Source organism: Methylobacterium sp. J-072, assembly GCF_022829425.1.
Taxonomy (GTDB): domain Bacteria; phylum Pseudomonadota; class Alphaproteobacteria; order Rhizobiales; family Beijerinckiaceae; genus Methylobacterium.
Genome location: NZ_JAKSYK010000127.1, coordinates 16839 through 39924, shown reverse-complemented (window position 1 = coordinate 39924; position 23086 = coordinate 16839). Strand labels below are relative to the sequence as shown.

At 69.1% G+C, this 23086-nt stretch carries 23 protein-coding genes; 12 read left to right on the top strand and 11 right to left on the bottom strand.

Annotated features, from left to right (window positions below):
- The first annotated feature begins 359 nt into the window (after positions 1–359).
- The 4 genes from MKK67_RS14715 (at position 360) to MKK67_RS14700 (ending at position 4544) form a co-directional block, all read left to right on the top strand.
- A complete protein-coding gene (locus MKK67_RS14715; RefSeq protein WP_243965819.1) occupies positions 360–1748 on the top strand; it encodes a deoxyribodipyrimidine photo-lyase in 1389 nt (462 codons plus the stop codon).
- Between the two features lie 263 nt (positions 1749–2011).
- The gene (locus tag MKK67_RS14710; protein WP_243965818.1) at positions 2012–3385 is read left to right on the top strand and encodes a chloride channel protein; all 1374 of its coding nucleotides are present in this window, start codon (positions 2012–2014) and stop codon (positions 3383–3385) included.
- A 107-nt stretch (positions 3386–3492) separates the two neighbouring features.
- A complete protein-coding gene (locus MKK67_RS14705) occupies positions 3493–3672 on the top strand; it encodes a DUF1328 domain-containing protein (RefSeq protein WP_007566531.1) in 180 nt (59 codons plus the stop codon).
- A 17-nt stretch (positions 3673–3689) separates the two neighbouring features.
- On the top strand, positions 3690–4544 hold the full coding sequence (locus MKK67_RS14700; protein WP_243965817.1) for an SDR family oxidoreductase: 855 nt from the start codon (positions 3690–3692) through the stop codon (positions 4542–4544).
- Positions 4545–5336: 792 nt separating this feature from the next.
- Here MKK67_RS14700 and MKK67_RS14695 read toward each other — a convergent pair.
- Complete coding sequence (locus MKK67_RS14695; RefSeq protein WP_243965785.1) at positions 5337–6296, bottom strand: cation diffusion facilitator family transporter; 960 nt, start codon at positions 6294–6296, stop codon at positions 5337–5339.
- 215 nt (positions 6297–6511) lie between these two features.
- Between MKK67_RS14695 and MKK67_RS14690 the strand changes: the two genes are divergently transcribed.
- Positions 6512–6949: an HIT family protein gene (locus MKK67_RS14690; protein WP_243965784.1), complete on the top strand. Its 438-nt coding sequence runs from the start codon at positions 6512–6514 to the stop codon at positions 6947–6949.
- A gap of 119 nt (positions 6950–7068) precedes the next feature.
- Here the strand turns inward: MKK67_RS14690 and MKK67_RS14685 are convergent, their stop codons facing one another.
- From MKK67_RS14685 to MKK67_RS14675, 3 genes are all read right to left on the bottom strand, one after another.
- Positions 7069–7428, bottom strand: coding sequence for a PilZ domain-containing protein (locus MKK67_RS14685; protein ID WP_243965783.1), 360 nt, complete (start codon positions 7426–7428; stop codon positions 7069–7071).
- Between the two features lie 62 nt (positions 7429–7490).
- A complete protein-coding gene (locus MKK67_RS14680; RefSeq protein ID WP_243965782.1) occupies positions 7491–7721 on the bottom strand; it encodes a hypothetical protein in 231 nt (76 codons plus the stop codon).
- Positions 7722–7822: 101 nt separating this feature from the next.
- Positions 7823–9898, bottom strand: coding sequence for an NAD(+) synthase (locus MKK67_RS14675; RefSeq protein ID WP_409568403.1), 2076 nt, complete (start codon positions 9896–9898; stop codon positions 7823–7825).
- Positions 9899–10637: 739 nt separating this feature from the next.
- On the opposite strand from MKK67_RS14675, the gene MKK67_RS14670 reads away from it, so the two are divergent.
- From MKK67_RS14670 to MKK67_RS14655, 4 genes are all read left to right on the top strand, one after another.
- Positions 10638–13958: a DNA translocase FtsK gene (locus MKK67_RS14670; RefSeq protein WP_243965781.1), complete on the top strand. Its 3321-nt coding sequence runs from the start codon at positions 10638–10640 to the stop codon at positions 13956–13958.
- 129 nt (positions 13959–14087) lie between these two features.
- Positions 14088–15005, top strand: a complete 918-nt coding sequence (locus tag MKK67_RS14665) for a LolA family protein (RefSeq protein ID WP_243965780.1) — start codon at positions 14088–14090, stop codon at positions 15003–15005.
- A 342-nt stretch (positions 15006–15347) separates the two neighbouring features.
- On the top strand, positions 15348–16157 hold the full coding sequence (xth, locus tag MKK67_RS14660) for an exodeoxyribonuclease III (RefSeq protein WP_243965779.1): 810 nt from the start codon (positions 15348–15350) through the stop codon (positions 16155–16157).
- 262 nt (positions 16158–16419) lie between these two features.
- A complete protein-coding gene (locus MKK67_RS14655) occupies positions 16420–17298 on the top strand; it encodes an SDR family oxidoreductase (RefSeq protein ID WP_243965778.1) in 879 nt (292 codons plus the stop codon).
- A 10-nt stretch (positions 17299–17308) separates the two neighbouring features.
- On the opposite strand, the gene MKK67_RS14650 is transcribed toward MKK67_RS14655, so the two are convergent.
- Both MKK67_RS14650 and MKK67_RS14645 read right to left on the bottom strand, forming a co-directional pair.
- On the bottom strand, positions 17309–17800 hold the full coding sequence (locus MKK67_RS14650; protein ID WP_243965777.1) for a cache domain-containing protein: 492 nt from the start codon (positions 17798–17800) through the stop codon (positions 17309–17311).
- Positions 17801–17852: 52 nt separating this feature from the next.
- Positions 17853–18155, bottom strand: coding sequence for a hypothetical protein (locus MKK67_RS14645; RefSeq protein WP_243965776.1), 303 nt, complete (start codon positions 18153–18155; stop codon positions 17853–17855).
- Positions 18156–18354: 199 nt separating this feature from the next.
- On the opposite strand from MKK67_RS14645, the gene MKK67_RS14640 reads away from it, so the two are divergent.
- Positions 18355–18603, top strand: coding sequence for a hypothetical protein (locus tag MKK67_RS14640; protein WP_243965775.1), 249 nt, complete (start codon positions 18355–18357; stop codon positions 18601–18603).
- Between the two features lie 459 nt (positions 18604–19062).
- On the opposite strand, the gene MKK67_RS14630 is transcribed toward MKK67_RS14640, so the two are convergent.
- The 3 genes from MKK67_RS14630 to MKK67_RS14620 all read right to left on the bottom strand — a co-directional run bounded on the left by MKK67_RS14630 (position 19063) and on the right by MKK67_RS14620 (position 21380).
- Entirely contained in the window at positions 19063–19473 is a 411-nt protein-coding gene (locus tag MKK67_RS14630; RefSeq protein WP_160329344.1) for a hypothetical protein, read from the bottom strand.
- A 155-nt stretch (positions 19474–19628) separates the two neighbouring features.
- A complete protein-coding gene (gene ssb, locus MKK67_RS14625; RefSeq protein WP_243965774.1) occupies positions 19629–20195 on the bottom strand; it encodes a single-stranded DNA-binding protein in 567 nt (188 codons plus the stop codon).
- Between the two features lie 168 nt (positions 20196–20363).
- Positions 20364–21380, bottom strand: a complete 1017-nt coding sequence (locus MKK67_RS14620) for an NADP-dependent oxidoreductase (RefSeq protein WP_243965772.1) — start codon at positions 21378–21380, stop codon at positions 20364–20366.
- A gap of 110 nt (positions 21381–21490) precedes the next feature.
- On the opposite strand from MKK67_RS14620, the gene MKK67_RS14615 reads away from it, so the two are divergent.
- Entirely contained in the window at positions 21491–21889 is a 399-nt protein-coding gene (locus tag MKK67_RS14615) for a DUF4174 domain-containing protein (RefSeq protein ID WP_243965771.1), read from the top strand.
- A gap of 146 nt (positions 21890–22035) precedes the next feature.
- The gene (locus MKK67_RS14610; RefSeq protein WP_007569379.1) at positions 22036–22212 is read left to right on the top strand and encodes a hypothetical protein; all 177 of its coding nucleotides are present in this window, start codon (positions 22036–22038) and stop codon (positions 22210–22212) included.
- Between the two features lie 11 nt (positions 22213–22223).
- On the opposite strand, the gene MKK67_RS14605 is transcribed toward MKK67_RS14610, so the two are convergent.
- Complete coding sequence (locus MKK67_RS14605; protein ID WP_243965770.1) at positions 22224–22577, bottom strand: hypothetical protein; 354 nt, start codon at positions 22575–22577, stop codon at positions 22224–22226.
- A gap of 111 nt (positions 22578–22688) precedes the next feature.
- Complete coding sequence (locus MKK67_RS14600; RefSeq protein WP_243965769.1) at positions 22689–23078, bottom strand: hypothetical protein; 390 nt, start codon at positions 23076–23078, stop codon at positions 22689–22691.
- Between the last annotated feature and the right edge of the window lie 8 nt (positions 23079–23086).

The window sequence follows — 23086 nt, the reverse complement described above, 5'->3', positions numbered from 1 at the left end:
GCGGGATCGCGACGCCATCGCCATCCCGCGCTGCACAATCTGCGCGCATCGCGGAAAATTACAAGTCCGTTCGGGCAGAAAGGCTGTCCTTTTGTCCGGCTCAGGACGGATCGCAAAGCGGTTGTGTTGAAAATGTCGCAGCCGTTTCGAGGGGCCAGGGGACAGATTTCGAGCCCGATCGACCGGCAAATCCGAGCGTAAGCCCTTGAGAAATCCGGATTTCGCTGCACCGCATTTGTTGCCGGCTGATAATTTCACTGCGGCATTTCATAACGGGCCGCCGAAGGGACGAATTCGATACCCGCTCTAGCTCTCCGGCCAAGTCTCTGTCGGACCACGTGAAAGGAATGCGTGCGGATATGGCGATCCAGGGTGAGCGGATCCGGGTTCTCAACGATGTCGAGCCGCGCAAAGACGGACGGTATGTCCTGTATCTCCTGCAGCAGGCCAACCGGGCCCAGTTCAATCCGGCCCTCGAATTCGCGATCGAGGAGGCGAACCGCCTCGACCTGCCGGTGGTGGCGTGCTTCGGCCTGCTCGACGGCAAGAGCGGCTTTCCCGAGGCCAATGCCCGGCACTACGCCTTCCTGCTCCAGGGTCTCGCGGATGCGAAGGCGGGGCTGGAGAAGCGCGGCGTCGGCTTCGTGATGCGTAAGTGCGCGCCCGCGAAGATCGCCATCGACCTCGCCGAGGAGGCCGCGCTGCTGGTGCTGGACCGGGGCTACCTCGCGATCCAGAAGGGCTGGTACCGGGAGATCACGAAGGCCGTGAAGACGCGGATCGTCCAGGTCGAGGGCGACGTGGTCGTGCCCGTGGAGACCGCCTCGAACAAGCACGAATTCGCCGCCCGGACACTCCGGCCAAAGCTGAACCGGCTCTGGGACCCGTTCATCGCCGATCTGAGGCCGCGCAAGCTCAAGCACGCCGCGAAGGACGTGACGCCCAAGGGCGAGATCGACGTCTCCGATCCGGAGGCGGTGCTCGCCGGCATGAGTCTCGACCGGGTTGTCGGGCCGGTGAAGCGCTTCACCGGCGGCGAGACCGAGGCCCGCAAGCGCCTGAAAGCGTTCCTGAAGGGTGGGTTCGAGGGCTACGGCAACGGCCGCAACAGGCCGGAGGCGGCGGCCGCCTCGCATATGAGCCCGTTCCTGCATTTCGGCCAGATCTCGCCGGTGGAGATCGCCCTGGCGGTCCGGGAGGCCAAGGCCGGCGACGACGACGACCGCGGCGCCTATCTGGAGGAGCTGATCGTCCGGCGCGAGCTCGCCATGAACCACGTGTTCTACACGGAGGGCTACGACGATTACGACAAGGCGGTGCCGGACTGGGCGCGCAAGACGCTGGCCGAGCAGGCCGACGATGAGCGCCCGCATACCTACTCGGAAGAGCAGCTCGCGGCCGGCGAGACCCACGAGCCGTATTGGAACGCCGCGATGCGCGAGATGCGCGAGACCGGCTACATGCACAACCAGCTGCGGATGTACTGGGGCAAGAAGATCCTGGAATGGTCGCCTTCGCCCAAGGAGGGCTTCGCCCGCACGCTCCGGCTCAACAACCGCTACTTCCTGGACGGCCGTGACGCGAATTCCTTCACCAACGTCGCCTGGGTCTACGGCCTCCACGACCGCCCCTGGCAGCGCCGCCCGATCTTCGGCACGGTCCGCTACCAGAGCGAGAACTCGCTGAAGAAGTTCGACGCGAAGGGGTATGTGAAGGCGGTGGAGCGGTTGTGCGCGGAGGAGGAGTGACGGGCCTGTTCGAACCCGACCTGCTCCGACCAACCCCCTCATCCTGAGGTGCGGCGAAGCCGCCTCGAAGGAGCCCTCCAGCCGGCCGCGCGATCCCTGGAGGTCTCCTTCGAGGTCTCCGCTGCGCTTCGCCACCTCAGGATGAGGGGGCGATTTGAAGACCCGCCGATTGCCTGAGTCTACCGGGTGATGCCCCATTCCCCGCAAGCCGCGCTATACCGCATGCTCCGGCTGTGCGGACGAAGTGCCCTTCCATGACCGAGATGCGGGACGCAGCGACGACGATCGAGCCCGACGCGTCAGGCCCAAAACGCTCCCGCTACCGCCGCTCGATCACGCGCCTGCGCTCGGCCTCGCGGGAGGCCTATCCGCTCTGGCGGGGGCGGCTGCTGTTCCTGGCGGGGGGCATCTGCGTCGGGTTGGCGGCGGTGCTGATGGCAAAGGGCGCCGATCTCGCGCAGGACGGGTTCCGGTGGCTCATCGCGCCCTCGCCGCTGATCGCCCTGGTGCTCACGCCCGCGGGCTTCGCGCTCGCGGCCTTGCTCGCCCGGACGGTGTTCCCGAACTCGCAAGGGTCCGGCATCCCGCAGGTGATCGCCGCCCGGCATGCCCGGGATGCGCGCTTCCGGTTCTCGCTGATCTCGCCGCGGGTGGCCTGCGGCAAGGTGCTGGTCCTGTTCCTCGGGCTGCTGTGCGGGGCCTCGGCCGGGCGCGAAGGGCCGACCGTGCAGGTCGGCGCCGCGATCATGGCCGCCTTCGGCCGCCTGACGCCGGACCGCCTGCCGGGCCTGCTGCTCGCGGGCGGCGCGGCCGGGGTCGCGGCGGCCTTCAACACCCCGCTCGCCGGCATCGTGTTCGGGATCGAGGAGCTGGGCCGGGCCTATGAGGCGCGCTCGTCCGGCCTGATCGTCGCCGGGATCGTGGCGGCGGGCCTCACCTCCCTCTGGCTCTTGGGCAACTACACCTATTTCGGCACCAGCCAGGCGGAGCTGCCGCTGGCGGCGGGCTGGATCGTGCCGCTGCTGGCCGCCTTGGGCGGCTTCGCGGGCGGGGTGTTCAGCCGCCTGATCATCCTGTTCGCCCGGGGCCTGCCGGGGGCCGCCGGCCGGCTGATCGGGGCGCGGCCGGTGGCGTTCGCGGCGGCCTGCGGCCTGTGCGTCGCCCTGTGCGGGCTCGCCTCGAACGGCACCGCCTACGGCACCGGCTACGAGGAGGCCCGGGCGATCCTGCACGGCGACACCGTGGCCGGCTGGACCTACGCGCCGCTGAAATTCGCCGCCACGGTGCTCAGCTCGATCAGCGGCATTCCGGGCGGCCTGTTCGCGCCGTCGCTGGCGGTGGGTGCCGGGATCGGTGGGACGGTCCACGCCCTCCTGCCGGACATGCCGGTGGGCGCCCTCGTGCTGATCGGGATGGTCGCCTACCTCACCGGCGTGCTCCAGGCGCCGATCACCAGCTTCGTCATCGTCACCGAGATGACCCAGAACCACACGATGATGATCCCGCTGATGATCGCGGCGCTGATCGCCGACGCGGCCTCCAAGGCGGTCTGCCGCGGCGGGCTCTATCATACGCTGGCCGAGATGATGCTGGCGCGGGCCGACGTCCCGGCGCAGCCGGTGACCAAGACAGCTTGAGAATAAAAGGCTGTTGGCATCGCGCCGGTGCGGAACGGTCTCGCTTGCGGCCGGTTGAGGGATCGATTGTTGTTCGCCCGTGCCGCGGGCGCATCCGGAGTGACGCGATGACCTTGCTGAAATGGGCCCTCATCTGCTTCGTGATCTCGCTGATCGCGGGCGGCCTCGGCTTCACCGGCATCGCCTCGGGCGCAGGCTCGCTGGCGCGCATCCTGTTCGGCCTGTTCTTGCTGGTCGCCATCGTGATCGTGGTCATCGCCTTCGCGGTCGGGCAGGCGGTGTTCTGAGCCGCATGGCGGACGCGATGCAGGGCAAGGTCTGCCTCGTCACCGGGGCGACCAACGGCATCGGCTACGAGACGGCCCTGGGGCTCGCGCGCAAGGGCGCGCGGGTCGCCATCGTCGGCCGCGATCCCGAGAAGACGCGGGCCTCAGCCGAGCGGATCCGCGCCGCCGTTCCGGGCGCCGTGGTGGACCCGCACATCGCGGACCTGTCGGCCCAGGCCGAGATCCGCCGGCTCGCCGCGTCCCTGCGCGACGCCTATCCGCGCCTCGATGGGCTGGTGAACAATGCCGGGGCGATCTTCGACCGGCGGGAGCTCACGGTCGACGGCATCGAGCGGACGTGGGCCCTCGACCATCTCGGCTACGTGCTGCTGACGTTGGAACTCCTCGACACTCTCAAGGCCTCGGCGGCGGCCGGCGGCAAGCCGCGCATCGTCAACGTCGCCTCCGCGGCGCATGTCCGGGGCCATATCGACTTCGCCGATATCGAGGGCGCCCGCCGCTACGGCGCCATGCGGGCCTATTCGCAGGCCAAGCTCGGCAACGTGCTGTTCACCTACGCGCTCGCCCGGCGGGTTCAGGCCGACGGCATCTCGGTCAACGCCCTGCATCCGGGGGTGATCAACACGGGCTTCGCCAAGAACACCGGCGGCCTGTTCGGCACCGCTTGGTCGCTGATGCGCCCGTTCCTGACCCGGCCCGACAAGGGCGCGGAGACCTCGCTCCACGTGGCGACCGCCCCCGAACTCGACGGCGTCACCGGCCGCTACTTTTCGCATGCCCGGCCCAAGACCTCGTCGGCCGAGAGCCGCGATGAATCCGTGCAGGAGCGGGTCTGGGCGCTGAGCCTCGCGCAGGTGGGGCTGGGGAGCTAGGCAGGGTTTCGGCGTCACGCCCCCATAGGGCGTCCCGTTCTTCCTGGCTCAGCGGCGGCTGCGGCTGTCCCAGTGCCTTCGCAAGGGCCCGCGCCCGGATGGCGGCTACGCGCTCAGCGAGACGCCCGACGGACGTGTCTCTGATGCTCCGCATGATCCGATTCCCGTCGATGAGACATGCTGCTCCATACGACAAGCTCCATGTGCGGATGGTGACGTCCCACCGACACTCTAATCCTGAGTAGCTCCAAGTCTATCTATCGGTTGTTTCCTTCGACTTCGGCGAGAGGACGGGTGTCGCCACGGAGGACCCTGATCCTCGTGGCGAAGCGTGGGGCCCTCTCCCGCATGCGCCAGCGGATAAACACATTGTGTCCGGCGGCAAGCACTTGATACATCGCACTTTTCCCCTCCCCCTTGCGGGGAGGGGTCGGGGGTGGGGGTAGTGCAGGATCGAGCCTGACGGTGCCTTCTGAACCACCCCTACCTCCGTCTCCTCCCCGTAAGGAGGAGGAGAGAATGCCCCGCTTCACGTCGCGCGCTGTATGAGCCCGGCAGAGGGGGCTGACGCGCTCCCGCATGGACCGCGGCCCCAAAACCTGCGGAGCCCGCAACCCTCGAGAGACAAGGCAACGCGGGAGCCTCGAAAGATGGGGAGGTTTCCCAGCAACGCGCCGTCATTGCGAGCGCAGCGAAGCAACCCAGTGAGGCGCTACGTCTTGAAATCGCGCGCTGCCCTGGGTTGCTTCGCTGCGCTCGCAATGACGATGCGGCCGCGCGATCAACCCCGCCTCACGCCGCCGCCCGCACCGCGTGGTCGGCCTGGGTCTGGATCTCGATGAACACCCGCGTCACGTCCGGGTTGCGCTGCTTCAGCGCCCGGTCGAGGCGGGTCACGAGGCTCTCGACCTCACCGGCGCTCAGGTCGTCGGCCATGTCGAGGCTGAGATTCACCAGGATGTCGGTGGGCCCGAGATGCTGGGTCAGGACCTCGTTGAGATGGAGCACGCCCGGCTCGGCGCGCACGAGGTCCGAGATCGCCGCCACCACGGCGGGGTCGGCCGCCTCGCCGATCAGCAGGCCGTGGGTCTCGATCATCAGGAACACCGCCATGCCGACCAGCACGAAGCCGATCCCCACCGAAGCCCAGCCGTCGAGGCTCGGCTTGTCGAGCCAATAGGCCAGGACGACGCCCACCAACGCGATCAGCAGGCCGATCAGCGCGGCGGTGTCCTCGGCCAGGATCGTGAACAGGGTCGGATCCTTGCTGCGCCGGATCGCCCGCATCGCCGAGTTCTGGCCCTTCTCGGCCCAGAACTGACGCACCGCCACGAACCAGGAGAAGCCCTCGGCCACGATGGCGAAGCCCAGGATCGCGACGTTCACCCAGATGCCCGGAAGCGTGTAGCCGAAGACATGGGCGTCCGCGTCCGGCGAGGGGTGGCGGACCCGCTCGACGCCCTCGTAGATGGCGAAGATGCCGCCGCCCAAAAAGATCATCAGCGCGACCACGAAGGCGTAGAAGTAGATCTCGCGTCCGTAGCCGAACGGGTGACGAGTATCGGCCGGCTTCTTGGCCCGCTTCATCCCGACCAGCAGCAGCACTTGGTTCGCCGTATCGACCACCGAGTGCACGCCCTCGGCGAGCATCGCGGTCGAGCCGGTCAGCGCACCGCCGACGAACTTCGCCGCCGCGATGGCGAGGTTCGCCCCCGCCGCCGCGTAGATCGCCCCCGTGCTCTCGTGCGCCATCCCGGCCTCCCGTGTTCGCCGCGATCTAGCGCATCGCGCCGGATACAGGAACCGGCACGATGCGCTAGCTTTTTGATTGGCATCGTCTTTTCCGAAAGCCGGCAACCACCTTTCGGGACGATGCTCTAAGCGTTGCCGTGCGGTGTCGGTTCCCGTGTGGACGCGGAGTAGGGCCCTGTGCAAGCTGAGATCAGTCCGGAAGGCTCGGAGGAACCATGGCCGACGCGCAGTACGACCCCGACAACATCTTCGCCAAGATCCTGCGGGGCGAGATCCCGTGCCACCGCGTCTACGAGGATGCGGACACCCTGGCCTTCATGGACGTGATGCCCCAGGGCGAGGGGCATACCCTGGTGATCCCGAAGGCGCCGTCCCGCGGCCTGCTCGATGCCGACCCCGCCGCCCTGTCGGCCCTGATCGTGAGCGTCCAGACGGTCGCGCGCGCCGTGAAGGCGGCGTTCCAGGCCGAGGGGCTGACGGTCTTCCAGTTCAACGAGCCGGCGGGCGGGCAGACCGTGTTCCACCTGCACGTCCACATCATTCCCCGGTTCGAGGGCGTGCCGCTGAAGCGCCACGAGGGCGGGATGGCCGACAACGCGGTGCTGGCCGAGCACGCCGCGCGGATCCGGGCGGCGCTCGAAGCCGGGCTCTGACGTCCCGGTTTCAAAAGGTCCGTGACCTTTTGCGGGTGCAGGGCAGGGCCCTGCTGCTGTCGCGCTTCGCCGGATGCCTCAAGGGCTCCGCCAAAGGGCCTGCCCTTTGGGAACCCGATTCAGGCCGCGCTGGCGATGAGCCGGCGCAGGGCGGCGTTCTCGGCTTCGAGCTCGCCGATCCGCTGCCGCAGGGCGGTCTCGGTGTCGAGGGCGGCCGGGGCTGCGCGGACCGGCTCCTCGAACACCACGCCGATCCCGTCCTCCCGGCGCCAGCACAGGCTGGCCCGGTAGGTCCGGTCCCTCTGCGGGATGTACAGGTCGAACACCTGCGGCAGGGTCGTGGCATCGCTCAGGATCAGCCGGGCGCCGGAGCCCGACAGGTCGCGGACCAGGCAGTCGAAGCTCGACGAGCCGTTGTTGAACACGATGCGCCCCTTGAGGAACACCCTCTGGCGCGTCTCTTTGCGATGATCCGTCATGCGGACCAGTCTGCCGGGCAGCTCTTAAAAAATCCTGGCGGATGCACCGTATTGGCGCCTATTCAGCCGATAAAGCGCCGGTCCATCGTCTGGAACAGGTAGAAGCCGTTGAAGCGCACGGCGGTGTCGGCGGCCCGGTCGTCGAAATCCAGGGGCTGCCGGCTGGCGCCGTCGAGCTTGCCCCCGAAGGTCCAGCGGCCGGCGCCGATGAACGGCGGCACGGAGCTGGCCTCCGGCACCGCGCAGCAGAGGCCTTCCACGCTCTTGAGCTGGAACAGGTTGTAGCTTCGCATCGGAGTCCCTCCGCTTGGCCGCCCCACCTGCCGGCTCATCGCGATGCGAAGAATCGGCTTGACCGTACCCATAATGGCACAATCGGTCGAGTTTGTGTCGGTCACGTTTCAGGGACGTTTCGGGTCAGCTCCGCGATCCAGATCCGCGCCGAGCCGTCCGACGGCGCCCGCCAGTCGCCCCGGGGCGACAGCGAGCCCCCGGCCGAGACTTTCGGGCCGTTGGGCAGAGCCGAGCGCTTGAACTGGCTGAAGCCGAAGAACCGGTTGAGGAACACCCCGAGCCAGCGCCGGATCTCGGGGAGGTCGTAGGCGACGCGCTTGGCCTCGGGGAAGTCCGGCGCCCAGTGGCCGCGCTCGATGTCACCCCAGGCGTGCAGCGCCAGGAACGCGATCTTCGAGGGCCGGAACCCGTAGCGCAACGTGTAGAAGAGGTTGAAGTCCTGCAGCGCATAGGGGCCGATCACGGCTTCCGTGCTCTGCGGGCTGTCGTCCGGGTCCACCGGCACCAGCTCGGGGGAGATTTCGGTGTCGAGGATCGCCTGGAGGATGTGGTTGGCATCCGCGCCGACCTCGCGCTGGCTGATCACCCAGCGGATCAGGTGCTGGATCAGGGTCTTGGGCACGCCGGTATTGACCGCGTAGTGGCTCATCTGGTCGCCGACGCCGTAGGTGCACCAGCCGAGCGCCAGCTCCGAGAGGTCTCCGGTGCCGATCACCAGGCCGCCCGCCTGGTTGGCCAGGCGGAACAGGTAATCTGTGCGCAGGCCCGCCTGCACGTTCTCGAAGGTCACGTCGTAGACCGCCTCGCCCCGCGCGAAGGGGTGGCCCATATCGGCGAGCATCTGCCGGGCCGCCGGGCGGATGTCGATCTCGGCGGCCGTGCAGCCGAGCGCCTGCATCAACGCGTGGGCGTTGGCCTTGGTGGCGTCCGAGGTGGCGAAGCCCAGCAGCGTGTAGGCCAGGATGTCCGAGCGCGGGTAGCCCAGGCGGTCGAACGCCTTGGCGATCACGATCAGCGCGTGGGTCGAATCGAGGCCGCCGGAGACGCCGATCACCGCCTTGCGGGTGCCGGTGGCCTCCAGCCGCTGGGCGAGCCCGGCCACCTGGATGTTGTAGGCCTCGTAGCAATCCTGGGCGAGGCGGGACGGGTCGGCGGGCACGAACGGGAAGCGCTCGATCCGCCGGATCAGCCCGAGATCGCCGGCGGGCGGATCGAGCCGGAAGCCGATCCGCCGATAGGGGAGGGGGGCGCCCGGCACGTTGTCGTCGAAGCTGCCGGCCTGGAGCCGGTCCTGGGCGATCAGGTCGAGGTCGATATCGGCGAGCGTCGCCACCGGGCCGGTGGGGAAGCGCTGGCCCTCGGCCAGCCGCACGCCCAGCTCGTCGATGCTGGTCTGGCCGTCCCAGGACAGATCGGTGGTCGATTCGCCCTGGCCGGCGGCGGCGTAGACATAGGCGCAGGCGCCCCGCATCGAGGCCGCCCGGGACAGCAGCGCCCGTGACTCGGCCCGGCCGACCGTGATCGGGCTGCCCGAGAGGTTGGCGAGCACCGTGGCGCCGGCGAGCGCGGCCCGCATGCCGGGGGATTCCGGCACCCACAGGTCCTCGCAGATCTCGACCCCGACCACGAGGCCGGGCAGGTCCTCGGCGGGAAACAGCAGGTCGATGCCGAACGGCGCGTCGTGGCCTGCGACCCGGATGGTCTCGCCCACGATCCCGGCCCCGGAGGCGAAGTGGCGCTTCTCGTAGAATTCCCGGTAGTTCGGCAGGAAGACTTTTGGGACGACCCCGAGCAGCCGGCCGCCCTGGATGGCCAGCGCGCAATTGTAGATCCGGTGGCGCCAGCGCAGGGGCGCGCCGACCAGCAGCAGGGGGCGTAAGGCGGCCGATTCGGCGACCACCCGGGCGGTGGCGGCCTCGACCGCGTCGAGCAGGGTCTGCTGGAGCAGCAGATCCTCGATCGCGTAGGCCGAGAGCCCGAGCTCGGTGAAGACCGCGAGCGCCGCCCCCGATTCGTGGCAGATCCGGGCGAGGTCGAGCACCGAATCGGCGTTGCGGTCGGGATCCCCGGGGTGGCTGCGCCCGGTGCAGGCCGCCACCCGGGCGAAGCCGTGCCGGTACAGGGACCGGAAGCGCGCCGGAAGATCGGCAGAGGGCTCGGAAATCGGCTGGGTCACGGGCGCCTGTCCGGGTGAGGGGTGGCTGCCGGTATCATATGGTGCGCGGCCACGCTCCGGCGACGCGCGTTGGTCGAGGCGGTGGAGTGTGGACGGCTCCTGACGGTATCGAGTACCAAGGGAATAGGCGGTTGAAGGCCCTTCCAAGGGATGCCGTCCACGGGCGAAATTATCCACATCTTCCGGGGAGGGACAAGACCCCTGTCGGGGGCATGCCGCCGAAGCCTCATCCGAGCGCGCGCCGCACGCTGAGACGCAGGCCTTCGATCCTCCACCTCGGGTTGGAGGATTTGCGAGAGTCGAAGCGTTCGCGGCTGCCCCTGCCGTGATTGCGAGCGCAGCGAAGCAACCCAGTGCAGCGGACGATCCCCAGATGTGGCGTGTCCCTAGGTTGCTTCGCTGCGCTCGCAATGACGGCGTAGGACCGACCATCGAGCATTCCGTCAAGCTACGCGCCCTCTGGCAAACACCTTCCCTAAAGGCGCGGCTAGCACCCCGCCGAACAGGCCAAAAATCCCATCCTGGTTTCCGGTCCGAGGGGCCCTGAAAAGCCTCCGTTAACGACAAACGGCCTAACTCGGGGCAGCCCGCCGGCCACCGGCGGATCCCTGTTTCGAGTATCGTTCGAGAACCCATGCGCGCATCGGGACGGCCTCCGTACTCTCATCGTGACCCTGCCCGCCCCGTCCGCGGCGGCGACCGTTCGGGCCTGTCGCTCGGCGCCTTGGCGCATCGGCTGATGGCCTTGCGGGCGAGCCTGACCCGACGTCTGTCCGGCGCACCGGCCGGGCTGCCCGCCCGTCCGGGCTACGCGATCCCCGGCCGCCGCACGGAGCCGAGTTGGCTCACCGCGCCGGCCGCCATGGTCGGCCGGGACGGCTTTGAGCGCGGCCCGCGGGCCAGCGCCTCGGCGCCCCCCGAGCATGTCTGGCCGGCCCATGTGTTCGACGACCGGGCAAGCCTCGACGCCTCGGACGAGCCGCGCTTCGAGAGCCGGATCGACCGCAGCGCTTCGACGCCGGGCGTGCTGGTGCGCCAGCCGCGCCGGCCGGCCTCGATCGCTCCCGAGGATTCGATGCCCGCTTCCTCGGTGCAGGCGGCCGCCGCCCCGGCGGCGCGCTGGACCCGCACCCCGGATTCGGTCCTGCAGGAGCGCCGCCAGCGCGCCCTGGAGGCCGAGCGCGTCGCCCTGGAGCGGGCCCGCGCCGAGGCGCAGGCGGCGGCCCTCGCCGTCGAGACCGAGCGGGCCGCCCGCGAACAGGAAGCTCGGGAGCGCGCCGAGCGCGAGCAGCAGGTCGCACAGGCGCGGGTCGAGGCCCCCGTGGCCATGCCCGACGCCGTGCAGACCGAGATCGCGGAGGACGGCGAGGTGGTGCCGCTGTGGCGCCAGCCCTTCGTGGCGCCCCCCGGCGTCCGCTACTTCCGCACCCCGGATCGCCGCCCGGTGCGGCCGAGCGTCGAGCTGTCCGCCTCCACGGCGGCGATCGCCCCGGTCGCGGTGTCGGAGCCGGTCGTTGCCTATGCTTCGGCCGAGGTTCCGGCCGAGGCGCCCGCCCGCGACTGGTCCGACCTGCCGGATTGGTCCGAGGTCCAGCCCTGGTTCGATGGCAGCGACTGGAATGCCGGCGACTGGTCGTCCGTGGAGGCCTGGGCCGCGCTGGCGTCCCAGCCCGTAGCCGCCGGCCTCGAGGCGGCGCTCGCCGCCGCTCCGGTGATCGCCGGTGCCATGCCGGCGGGAGCCGTCACCAATATGCTGGCGGGCGAGCCTGTGGTCGCCATGCCCCAGGAGGCTCCGCAGCCGCCGCGCCCGGTCTACGTCCTCGACCGGCTCGTGCGGTTCGACCAGCCGCCGCGTCCCGCCGATGGGCAGGATAACGGCCGGGACGATGACCTTCACGCCGACGAGACCGCCGCGATCCGCGACGCGTTCCTGCCGGCCAAGCCTGCCCTGGCGCTCGTCTTCGGCCCCGGCAGCGATGCGACCGAGCCGTCGGCGCCCGCAGCCGAAGCGCCCCGCCGCGCTCCCGCACTCTGCGCCATGGCGGCCCGGGCGGCGATCCGCGCCGCCGGCCAGCCGAGCGTGCCCGCGCCGGTTCTGCCGGCCGCGCCCGAGTCCGCGCCGGAGTTTCTGTCGGAAGCGGCCGCCCCGATGGGTGTCGACCCGGTCCGGGTCTCGTCGGAGGCCGACCGGGTGGTGATCCCGATGACCCCGCGCACGGTCCTGCTGCGCGGCAAGATGGCGCCGCAGCCCGAGCCCGCCCCGGTGGAGCCCGAGCCGGTCCAGGCCGAGCCCGTCTACGCCGAGGCCACGCCGGAGCCGGTCGAGGCGCCCGTCGCCCAGCCGGTCGAGGCGCCCGCCGCCCCCGCCCTGCCGATGGTCGCGCCCCGGGCGCACCTGATCCCGGCCGGCCGGCACCTGGAGATCGCCAGCGTCGAGAACGCCGATTACGAGCTGCCCTCCCTCGGCCTGCTCGCCCTGCCGGACGAGAACGGCACCGAGGAAGTCGACGCCGACGTGCTGGAGCAGAACGCCCTCAACCTCCAGCAGACGGTGCAGGATTTCGGCGTGCGCGGCGACATCCTGGCCGTGCGCCCCGGCCCGGTCGTGACCCTCTACGAGCTGGAGCCGGCCCCCGGCACCAAGTCCAGCCGCGTGATCGGCCTGTCGGACGACATCGCCCGGTCGATGTCGGCGGTCTCGGCCCGCGTCGCCGTCGTCCCCGGCCGCAACGTCATCGGCATCGAGTTGCCGAACGACACCCGCGAGACGGTCTATCTCCGCGAGCTGCTCTCGGCCCCGGATTTTTATGAGAGCAAGCACAAGCTCGCTCTGTGCCTCGGCAAGAATATCGGTGGCGAGCCGATCATCGCCGACCTCGCCCGGATGCCGCACCTGCTCGTCGCCGGCACCACCGGCTCGGGCAAGTCGGTCGCCATCAACACCATGATCCTCAGCCTGCTCTACCGGCTGAAGCCGGAGGAGTGCCGGCTGATCATGGTCGATCCCAAGATGCTGGAACTGTCGGTCTATGACGGCATCCCGCACCTGCTCTCCCCCGTCGTGACCGATCCGAAGAAGGCGGTGATCGCCCTCAAATGGGCGGTGCGCGAGATGGAGGAGCGCTACAAGAAGATGGCCAAGATCGCGGTCCGCAACATCGACGGCTACAACGGCCGGATGAAGGAGGCCCGCGAGCGCGGCGAGGTCATCACCCGCACGGTCCAGACCGGGTTCAACCGCGAGACCGGCGAGGCGGTGTTCGAGCAGGAGGCGATGGACCTCTCGGCCCTGCCCTACATCGTGATCGTGGTCGACGAGATGGCCGACCTGATGATGGTGGCCGGCAAGGACATCGAGGGCGCGATCCAGCGGCTTGCCCAGATGGCGCGGGCGGCCGGCATCCACCTGATCATGGCAACCCAGCGTCCGTCCGTGGACGTGATCACCGGCACGATCAAGGCGAACTTCCCGACCCGCATCTCCTTCCAGGTGACCAGCAAGATCGACAGCCGCACGATCCTGGGTGAGATGGGCGCGGAGCAGCTTCTGGGCCAGGGCGACATGCTGTTCATGGCGGGCGGCGGCCGGACGACGCGCGTGCACGGACCGTTCTGCTCGGACAGCGAGGTCGAGAGCGTCGTCGCCCATCTCAAGCGCCAGGGCCGGCCGAGCTACCTCGACGCCGTCACCACCGACGACACCCCCGAGGAGCCGGCCAAGGAGGGCAAGTCCGGTCGCGGCGCCAAGGCGGAAAAAGTCGAGCGTTCCGAGGAGCCCGACGAGGAGGCCCCGGTCTTCGACATCGGCGCCTTCGCGGCGGCAACCGGCGGCGAGTCGGACGACCTGTACAAGCAGGCGATCGAGGTGGTGCTGCGCGACCAGAAGGCGTCCACCAGCTACATCCAGCGCCGGCTGCAGATCGGCTACAACCGCGCCGCCTCGATCATGGAGCGGATGGAGATCGAGGGTATCGTCGGCCCGGCCAACCATGCCGGCAAGCGCGACATCCTCGTCGCCGGGGCGCCGCACGCCTCGAGCGGGATGTACGACGACGAGTGAGTCCGCCGGGCCGCGATCCAATGGGTCGCGGCTCGTCGCGTCGCATCTTCGCCACAGGGCGGGGGTCTAAGCCCCGTCCATTCCCGTTTCTGCCGGATCGCCCGCCCGGGCGCCCAGGAGGTTCTGCCGATGATCGGCCGCCGCACCCGCACAGCCGGCTCCCTGATCGCCGCCGGGCTGTGGCTCGCCCCCGCCGCCCCGGCGCAGGCGCAGGTCGGCGCGTTCATCGACAGCCTGTTCGGCCGCAAGGAAGAGCCAGCCCCGGAGCCGGAGGCCGCCCCGGCTGCGCCTGCGCCGGCAGCGAAGAAGCCGGCGGCCAAGCCTGTCGTGAAAGACGCGGCCAAGGATGCCCCCAAGACCGGCAGCCTCAAGCCCAGTGCCAAGAATTCCGAAAAAGCCGATCACAAGGCCACCGAGCCGAAGGTCGCGGCTGTCGGCGCGCCCTCGGCGCTGGCCCCGTCCGAGCCGGCGGACGCCGCCACGGTGCTGGCCCAGGCCAACGCCTATTTCAACGCCATGAACACCCTGACGGGCAGCTTCATGCAGATCGGCGCGGACGGGCGCCGGATCGGCGGCAAGCTGACGCTGGCCAAGCCCGGCCGCCTGCGCTTCGATTACGACCAGCCCTCGCCGCTGGAGGTCGTGGCCGACGGCACCTCCGTGGCGGTGCGCGACCGCAAGCTCGCCACCCAGGACCTCTACTTCATCGCCCAGACGCCGCTGAAATTCCTGCTCCGCGAAAAGATCGACCTCGCCCGCGACCTCTCGGTCACCGACGTTACCAACGATCCGGGCGGCGTGCGCATCAGCCTGGAGGACCGGGCGACGCTCGGCGGCACCTCGAAGATCCAGCTGTTCTTCGATGCCGAGATGAAGACCCTGTCGCAGTGGCGGATCACCGACCCGCAGGGCTACATCACCACGGTGCAGCTCTCGAACCTGCAAAGGCCCAAGACCGTCGACGGCAGCCTGTTCTTCATCAATTACGGGCGTGCCGAGGACAAGGCGATGCAGCAGCAGATCCAGCAATCCCAGCAGCCCAACTGATTTTTTGGTCGATGCGGAATGCTCCGTTGAGCAACAGCTCACCAGGAACCCATTCGCCCAAGGGGTCGAGGTTCGCTCAATCGTTGAAACATCCACCGTGTCATCCCGGGGCCGCGCAGCGGAGCCCGGGATCCAGAACCGTAGGTGGAGCAAGGTTTTGCGCCGTCGGCGGCTCTGGATTCCGGGCTCGCCTACGGCGCCCCGGAATGACAGGGAGGTTTATTTTGCGACCGTAAGGTTCCTGATCGAGCGCAAACCTGAGAAACGCGAAATTTCTCAGCCAGAACTTTCGTAAAGCAATTTTTCTGCTGCCCCTGACGTCCCCAACCCGAGACCCCGCCCGTGCGCCTGTCCGTCACCACCTGGAACATCAACTCGGTGCGGCTGCGCATCGACCTGGTCCTGCGCGTCCTGGCCGAGCACAAGCCGGACGTGCTCTGCCTCCAAGAGACCAAGTGCCCGGACGACGCCTTCCCGCTGAAAGCCCTGCGCGGCTCGGGCTACGAGCACGTCATGTTCGCCGGCCAGAAGGGCTATAACGGCGTCGCGATCCTGTCGCGCTTCCCCCTGCACACCCGCGGCGTGATGGGGTTTTGCGAGAAGCAGGACGCCCGGCACATCTCCGCGGTGCTCGGGCCGGAGGCGGGGGCGGCCTCGGGGATCGTGCTACACGATTTCTACGTCCCGGCCGGCGGCGACGTGCCCGACCGGGAGCTCAACCCGAAATTCGCCCACAAGCTCGATTTCCTGAGTGAGCTGCGCGCCTGGGGCGGCAAGCGCGTCGCCGGCCCGGCGATCCTGGTGGGGGATCTCAACGTCGCGCCGCTGGAGCACGATGTCTGGTCGCACAAGCAGCTCCTCGACGTGGTGAGCCACACCCCCGTCGAGACCGAGGCCCTGGAGCTGCTGCGCGGGGAGGCCGGCTGGATCGACACGGCCCGCCACCTCACCCCGGAGCCGGAGAAGATCTACACCTGGTGGAGCTACCGCTCGCCGGACTGGTCGGCGGCCAACAAGGGCCGGCGCCTCGACCATGCCTGGGTGTCGCCGGATCTCGCCGGCACGGTCCGCTCGGTGGAGGTCCTGCGCGACGCCCGCGCCTGGGAGCGGCCCTCCGACCACGCCCCCGTGACCCTGACCCTGGAGCTGTGATTCGGCCGCACGGAACCGCCATCACGTCTGAGCATTGGCGGTTCACGAACCCGCGATGCGAGCCGGCCCGATGCGCAAGATCCTGATCGCCCTTCTGCTTCCCAAGGTCGTCTCCTTCCTGCGCCGCCGCTACGGCGGCCCGCACGCCGCTCGCGACCGCGCCTTCTGAGGCACGCTTCAGCATCGGCGGCGTGATTGTGACGGCCGGGCCCGGCACGCGGCCCCAACGCCTTCGGCCCGGCCCCCCAGGAACTAGCCCCCGATGACCGACGATCCCCGCGAGGCCGGTCCCCGGCCGCCGTTTCCCGGCGACCAGCAGCAGGAGCGGCCGGGCCTCACCTCCAGGATGACGCCGCGGCCCGACCACGGCGAAGACAGCTACGTCGGCAAGGGCCTGCTCACCGGCCAGGCGGCGCTGATCACCGGCGGCGATTCCGGCATCGGCCGGGCGGTGGCGATCGCCTATGCCCGGGAGGGCGCCGACGTGGCGATCTCCTATCTCGAGGTCGAGCAGGAGGATGCCGAGGACACCAAGGCCTGGGTGGAAAAAGCCGGCCGCCGCTGCCTGCTCCTGCCCGGCGATATCCGCGACGAGGCCCAGTGCCGGACGCTCGTGGACCGCACCATGGCCGCGTTCGGGCGGCTCGATATTCTGGTCAACAACGCCGCCGCCCAGGTGGTGAACGAGGGCCTCGAGGACCTGACGGCCACCGATATCGAGGGCTCGTTCCGGGCCAACGTCTTCGCGATGTACTACCTCGCCCAGGCCGCCGTGCCGCATATGAAGCCGGGCGGCGCGATCGTGAACTCGACCAGCGTCCAGGCCAAGGTCGCGGGCCCGAACATGCTGATCTACGCCGCCACCAAGGGCGCCATCGCCAGCCTCACCATCGGGCTGTCGAACCTGCTCGCCCCCAAGGGCATCCGGGTGAATTGCGTCGCGCCCGGCCCGGTCTGGACCCCGATCCAGCCGATCGTGAAGAGCCCCGAGGAGCTGGAAGAGCTCGGCGCCCAGACCCCGCTGGGCCGCGCCGGCCAGCCGGCCGAGCTGGCCCCGGCCTACGTGCTCCTCGCCTCGCGCGAGGGCAGCTTCATGTCGGGCGCCCTGGTGCCGGTCACCGGCGGCATGCCGATGCTGTGAGGCGCCCGCCTCACTCCACGTAGACCCCCGCGCCCACCAGCGCGGGGGTACCGTCGACACTGGTCCCGCAGACGTAGCTCCACTTCACCTCCGGCGTGCTGCGCCGGGGCCGCGGGAACATGTAATCGACCCAGCCGGAGCCGGATTCCCGCACCACGCCGATGAAGTCCTTGTGGAACTGCTTGCCGGCCGCATCGTGCTCCTGGAGCAGGTCCCGGCCCTCGCGGTTCGGATGAGCGGCGTTGAACAGCACGATCCCCTGCATGTCGACGACGAACAGGTAGACGTCGCCGTAGCGCCAGGGGCTGTTCTTGCGCCGGAACTCCGGAAACGCCGTCCGGCCCTTGCTCTCGATCGTCTCGGCGGCCTCGTTGACCAGGGTCTCGATCTCGACCGCCTGATGGACCGGGACGCGCTCGTCCCGGCCGATGACGGGCCGCGTCGGCAGGAAAACGATCAGGGCCAGGATCGGAAGGCAGAAAAACAGCAATCGCTTGGGCATGGTCGCGCCCCTGACGGTCCATCCCGATCCGGCCGGCCGGATCCCCGGAGTCTCAACCGGTCCGGCGCCGGAAGAACCCGGTCTCGATCGCCCGTTTCGGAACGGGCCACCAGCGGAACCGCGGCGGGCCGGGCAGGTTGGCCGCCGGCTGCGCGGCGTATTCGACCGCCTCCGCGGTGTGATGGGTCTCGATGATGCGCTTCAGCCGCTTCATCGCGGCGATATACATGCAGGCCCGCAAGCGCCGGGCCTCGCTGCACTGGGCCTCTTCGAGCTCTTTCAGAAGCGCTTCCGCCTGTCGGATGTGGTGTTCGGCCTCGGTGATGCAATCGACGATCGCATAGAGATCTGACATCTTCCGGCTCCCGGATCCGATGAAACTATCCACGCCGGCACGCTCCGATCATGGTCAAAGGCCGGCCGCACCCGTCTGATGCAAGCAACCCATGCCGCAGATTTGTTTCTGAGATCAAAGACTTGTGCCAGAGCCGGTTTATTTCCCCTTTTTTTCAGTCTCTTGATCGCAAGGCGGAGCTGCTGATCAATCTTTGGGCATGCCGGATCTTTTGACCGTCGGAGAGAAATGCCCAACCGGGCGGATATACAGTGTCGAAGGCAATAGATCCATATCGGTTGCTGAGGTCAACCGAAAAATATCAATATTCGAAAAGACCGACTGGTCGGTTACGGACGCCCCGATCCAGGCCTATCTGCCGAACCGGCGCCTGCGCGCCTGCACGGCACAGATCACGCCGCTGCAGCTCGCCGCCTTCACCTCCGGCATGCCCGAGCTGCCGGGCTGAAGGTCGGCGGGACCGACGGCTTCAACAGCGTGCCGGTCATCAACCCGGGCAAGGACCTCGTGGTCTTCGTCGCCGCCAGCAAGCCGCGCATCCCCATCGAGCGGATCGGCGTGGCGCTGTCGCGGCATCTGCCGTGAGGGCGGGGGCGCGGTACCGGCCACGGGCGGCACGCCGATGCCGTGAGCGGCGCAGATCGAGCCCCGTCGATCGTCACCGTCATTGCGAGCGCAGCGAAGCAACCCAGTGCGGCGCGCGATCTCCGGATGTGGCGTTTCCCTGGGTTGCTTCGCTGCGCTCGCAATGACGCCAGGGGCTGCATCAATCGCAGCGAGGCTGACTCGGCTGACGGTGCCAACACCAATCAGGATGAAAGCTACTTCGCCCGACTACGTTGTATGGCGAGCGGCCAGCACCGCTTCGTAATCACCCGCGACCTACACCCCCCTCAACGTTGGCGCCTTACCAGCGCCAATCACCGTCTAGTGTCCAGCGAGGCTTCGGCTCGGTTTGGTAGAGCCGCCATCGAACGTCGAAGCCTCCATTCGCTTCACACGTCGTATCGCGTTTCCAGAGAACGCCGCTGCGCTTCTCTTCCCGAATTTGACCCATCGTGCCTTCGTTCGCGAAGGATGGAAGCTCCAAAAAGCTGTCCGGGTTCGCTAAGGCGGCGCGATCAACAATAAGCTCGCGATCAGTCTGTCCACGGACGGCGCACGGGATACTCGCATAAGTATGCCGCTCGGTATCAAGGATCAGCTTGGCATTATCGGGCGGCAGAGTGGCAAGCTCGCCCGCAATTAGGCTGTAAATCACGAAACAGGTCGCAACTCCGAAAACCAACGCTAAAATGGAGCCGAGCTTGCGCAGCACGACACCAGTCCTCCTTGGCTGCTGAATGCTTGTGGCTTTTGCGCCCGAGCAAAGTGAGGATCAGCCCATGGGATCGGTTCGCCGCGGGTTCTAATCTTGAAATCCAAATAAAAACCCGCCACACGAGGCGGCGGGTCTGAAGCGTCCCAAAACCCCTAGAACGGGATATCGTCGTCCAGGTCGTAGCCGCCGCGAGCGCCGCCGCCGCCGGACGAAGCCGGGGCCGGACGACCGCCACCACCACCGCCCTGGGCGCGGCCGCCGCCGAAATCACCGCCGCGGTCGCCGCCCCGGCCACCGCCGGACTCGCCGCCGCGGCTGATCTGGCCGCCGCCCTCGTCCTCGCCGGCGAAGTCGCCGCCGCCGCCGCCGCGGCCGTCGAGGATCGTCATCTCGCCGCGGAAGCGCTGGAGCACCACCTCGGTGGTGTACTTCTCGACGCCGGAATTGTCGGTCCACTTCCGGGTCTGGAGCTGGCCCTCGATATAGACCTTCGAGCCCTTGCGCAGGTACTGCTCGGCCACCCGGGCGAGGTTGTCGTTGTAGATCACGACCGAGTGCCACTCGGTCTTCTCCTTGCGCTCGCCGGAGGCCTTGTCCTTCCAGGACTCGGAGGTCGCCAGCCGCAGGTTGCAGACCGGGTCGCCCGAGCCGAGGCGGCGCATCTCCGGGTCGCGCCCGAGATTGCCCACCAGAATCACCTTGTTGACGCTGCCCGCCATCGCTCTCTCCTTACCGTACGGATCTCACTGGGCCTTGGGCCCGGCGGCCGGGGACTCATGCGCCCGGGCCGTCGGGGCGGCAACCTGCGGTGAGGGTTTGTGCCCGCTATCCGCAATTCGCCAAACATGTGTGTTCTATCTCTGTTCTATCTGATCGGCAAGATCGGCCTACGGGATATGCACAATCAGCTTGCCGAAATTCCGACCTTTCAGCAGGCCGATGAACGCGTCGGGCGCGTTCTCCAGGCCCTCGACCACGTCCTCCCGGTAGCGGACCTTGCCCTCCCGGATCCAGGCCCCGACCTCGCGCCGGAAGGTCTCGGCCTGGTCGGCGAAATCCCAGACGATGAAGCCCTGGATGTGCAGGCGATTGGTCAGGACGGAGCGCATCAGGCCGGGCAGCCGGTCCGGCCCGGGGGGCGCCTCGGTGGCGTTGTAGGCCGAGACCAGGCCGCAGACCGGGATCCGGGCGAACGGGTTCAAGAGCGGCAGTACGGCGGAAAAAACCGCGCCGCCGACATTCTCGAAATACACGTCGATGCCCTTGGGGCAGGCCTCAGCCAGCGCCCCCGGCAGGTCGGCCCCGCGATGGTCGACCGCCGCGTCGAAGCCGAGCTCCTCCGTGAGATAGCGGCACTTGTCCGGCCCGCCCGCGATCCCCACCGCCCGGGCGCCCTTCAGCCTGGCGATCTGCCCGACCAGCGAGCCCACCGGCCCGGCGGCGGCGGCCACCACCACGGTCTCCCCGGGTTTCGGCCGGCCGATATTGAGCAGCCCGGTATAGGCGGTCATGCCCGGCATCCCGAGCACGCCGACCGCCGTCGAGGGCGGGGCCGCGTCCGGATCGACCCGGCGGGTGCCCTTTCCGTCGGTGGCAAAGTATTCCTGCCAGCCCGCGAAGGCCGTTCGAAGGTCGCCCACTGGGATATCGGGATTCTTCGACGCGACGACCTCGCCGACCACCTCGGCGGTGATCGGTTCGCCGATCTGGACCGGGGTCGCGTAGGATTTCGCGTCGCTCATCCGGCCGCGCATATACGGGTCGAGGGACAACCAGCGGGTGCGCAGCAGGATCTGGCCGGGCCCGATCTCCGGCACCGGTACCTCCTCCAGGCGGAAGTTTTCGGGCTTCGGCTCCCCGTGTGGGCGCGCGGCCAGGACGATGCGGCGGTTCACGGCGTTCATGGACGACTCCCCAAGTGCTCAGCCTGCGCCCCCCGATCTGGGGCGTCGCACCCCGGCGGCCAATGGGGCGCCCCGCGCGTTGACCGGCATCGGCTTCAGACGGAGGCGACATGCGCACCACCCTGATCGGCTTAGGCTTGGCCGCCCTGACCACAGGAGCCGCGATGGCCGGCCCGCTCGACGCCTATCGCTGGCGCTCCCGGGTGCTGGTGCTGTCGGCCCCCGATGCGGCGGACGCAGACCTGCGGGCGCAGCGCGCCGCGCTCGGGCCCATGCGGGGCGGCGCGGCCGAGCGCGACCTCGTGGTGCTGGAGGCGGTCGGGACCGGCGCCGAGGCCCAGGCCCTGCGCGCCCAACTGTCTCTGCCGGCAGACGAATTCCGGGCGGTTCTGGTCGGCAAGGATGGCGGCGCCAAGCTCACCGCCGCGGCGCCGATCCCGCCCCAAACGCTGTTCGCCACGATCGACGCGATGCCGATGCGCCGGGGCGAGATCCAGGGGCGCCGCTAGGGACTGGAGGGCTCGGTTTCCGGGGATGGCGGAGACCGCGGACACCAACGGTTAAGCCTACCGGCCTATCACCGGGCGGTGTCGGCGGCCGTGTTTCGGCCGTCCGTTGAGGCCCGCCAGGACGCTCGAACGAGACGCTCGCATCGATGACCCGAGAACAAGTCGCCACCGCCATCCGCCGCGTCGTCAGCCTCCAGGTCGAGGATATCGAGCGCGCGGTCCGCGACGGCCACAAGACCATCGCGCTGAACGAGCTGGCGGATCTGAACCGCCAGCTCAAGGCCTTCGCGGCCGCCCTCAAGAAGGCCCCGGCCCGGATCTGATCCGGGTCGTCCTACCAGCGGGGTCCGCCCCAGCGGCGGGGCCGGTCATCCTCCGGTGGCGGGGGCGGACCGCGCTCGAAGGCGGGCTCGTCACAGATCCGCACCCGGCGTAAAACCGGCGCCCCATCCGGATCGAACCGGTGCCGGACGAATTCCCGACACGCCTCGGGGGGTGCCGCGGTGAAGCGCGGGCGGTGGAATTCCGGCTCGGGCGGGGGAGGCGGCGGACGCCGCTCGTAGCCATCGCTGGGACCGCCATAGCCGTGCGGCGGCGGCGGACCGTCGAAATCGGCGGCCAGCGCCGGGCCGGCGGCGAACAGCAGGGCGCAGAACCCGGCGCGCCCGATGACATCACGGAGGGACACTGGTCGGCCTCGGCAGGAAGCGGCGGCGGGGATCGCGGCCATCGAGGCTGGAGCGTGCGCCGCGTCGGCTGAACCTCTGCCGCGTCCCCCGTTGGCCGCCGTTCAGCCGGCTCAGTTCTGCAGCGCGTTGATCTCGCACTGCGCGTATTCCCCGCTCGCCTTTACGTAGGCGTTGAGCTTCTGCACGTAGGCCTCGGCGATCGGCCGGAACGCCTGCGCTTGCAGGTTGTAGGCCTTGACCGCGTCGTTGAAGCTGTAGGCCTCCCAGCCGGGGCAGCCGCCCTTGGCGTCGAGGCAGGCCGGCTTCTCGGGCAGAGCGGGCTTGACCGGCCGGGCCGAGGCCGGCGGCGGCTCGGCCGGCTTGCAGGCCGTGGCCACCGGGGCGGCGGCCGGCGGCGTCGCACCCTTGTCCGGCGCCGTCTTGTCCGGTGCCGTCTTGGGCGCCGCCAGCGCCAGACTCGGTGCGAGCATGCCCGCGATGAGGAGAAGCCTGCCGCGCATCGCCCATG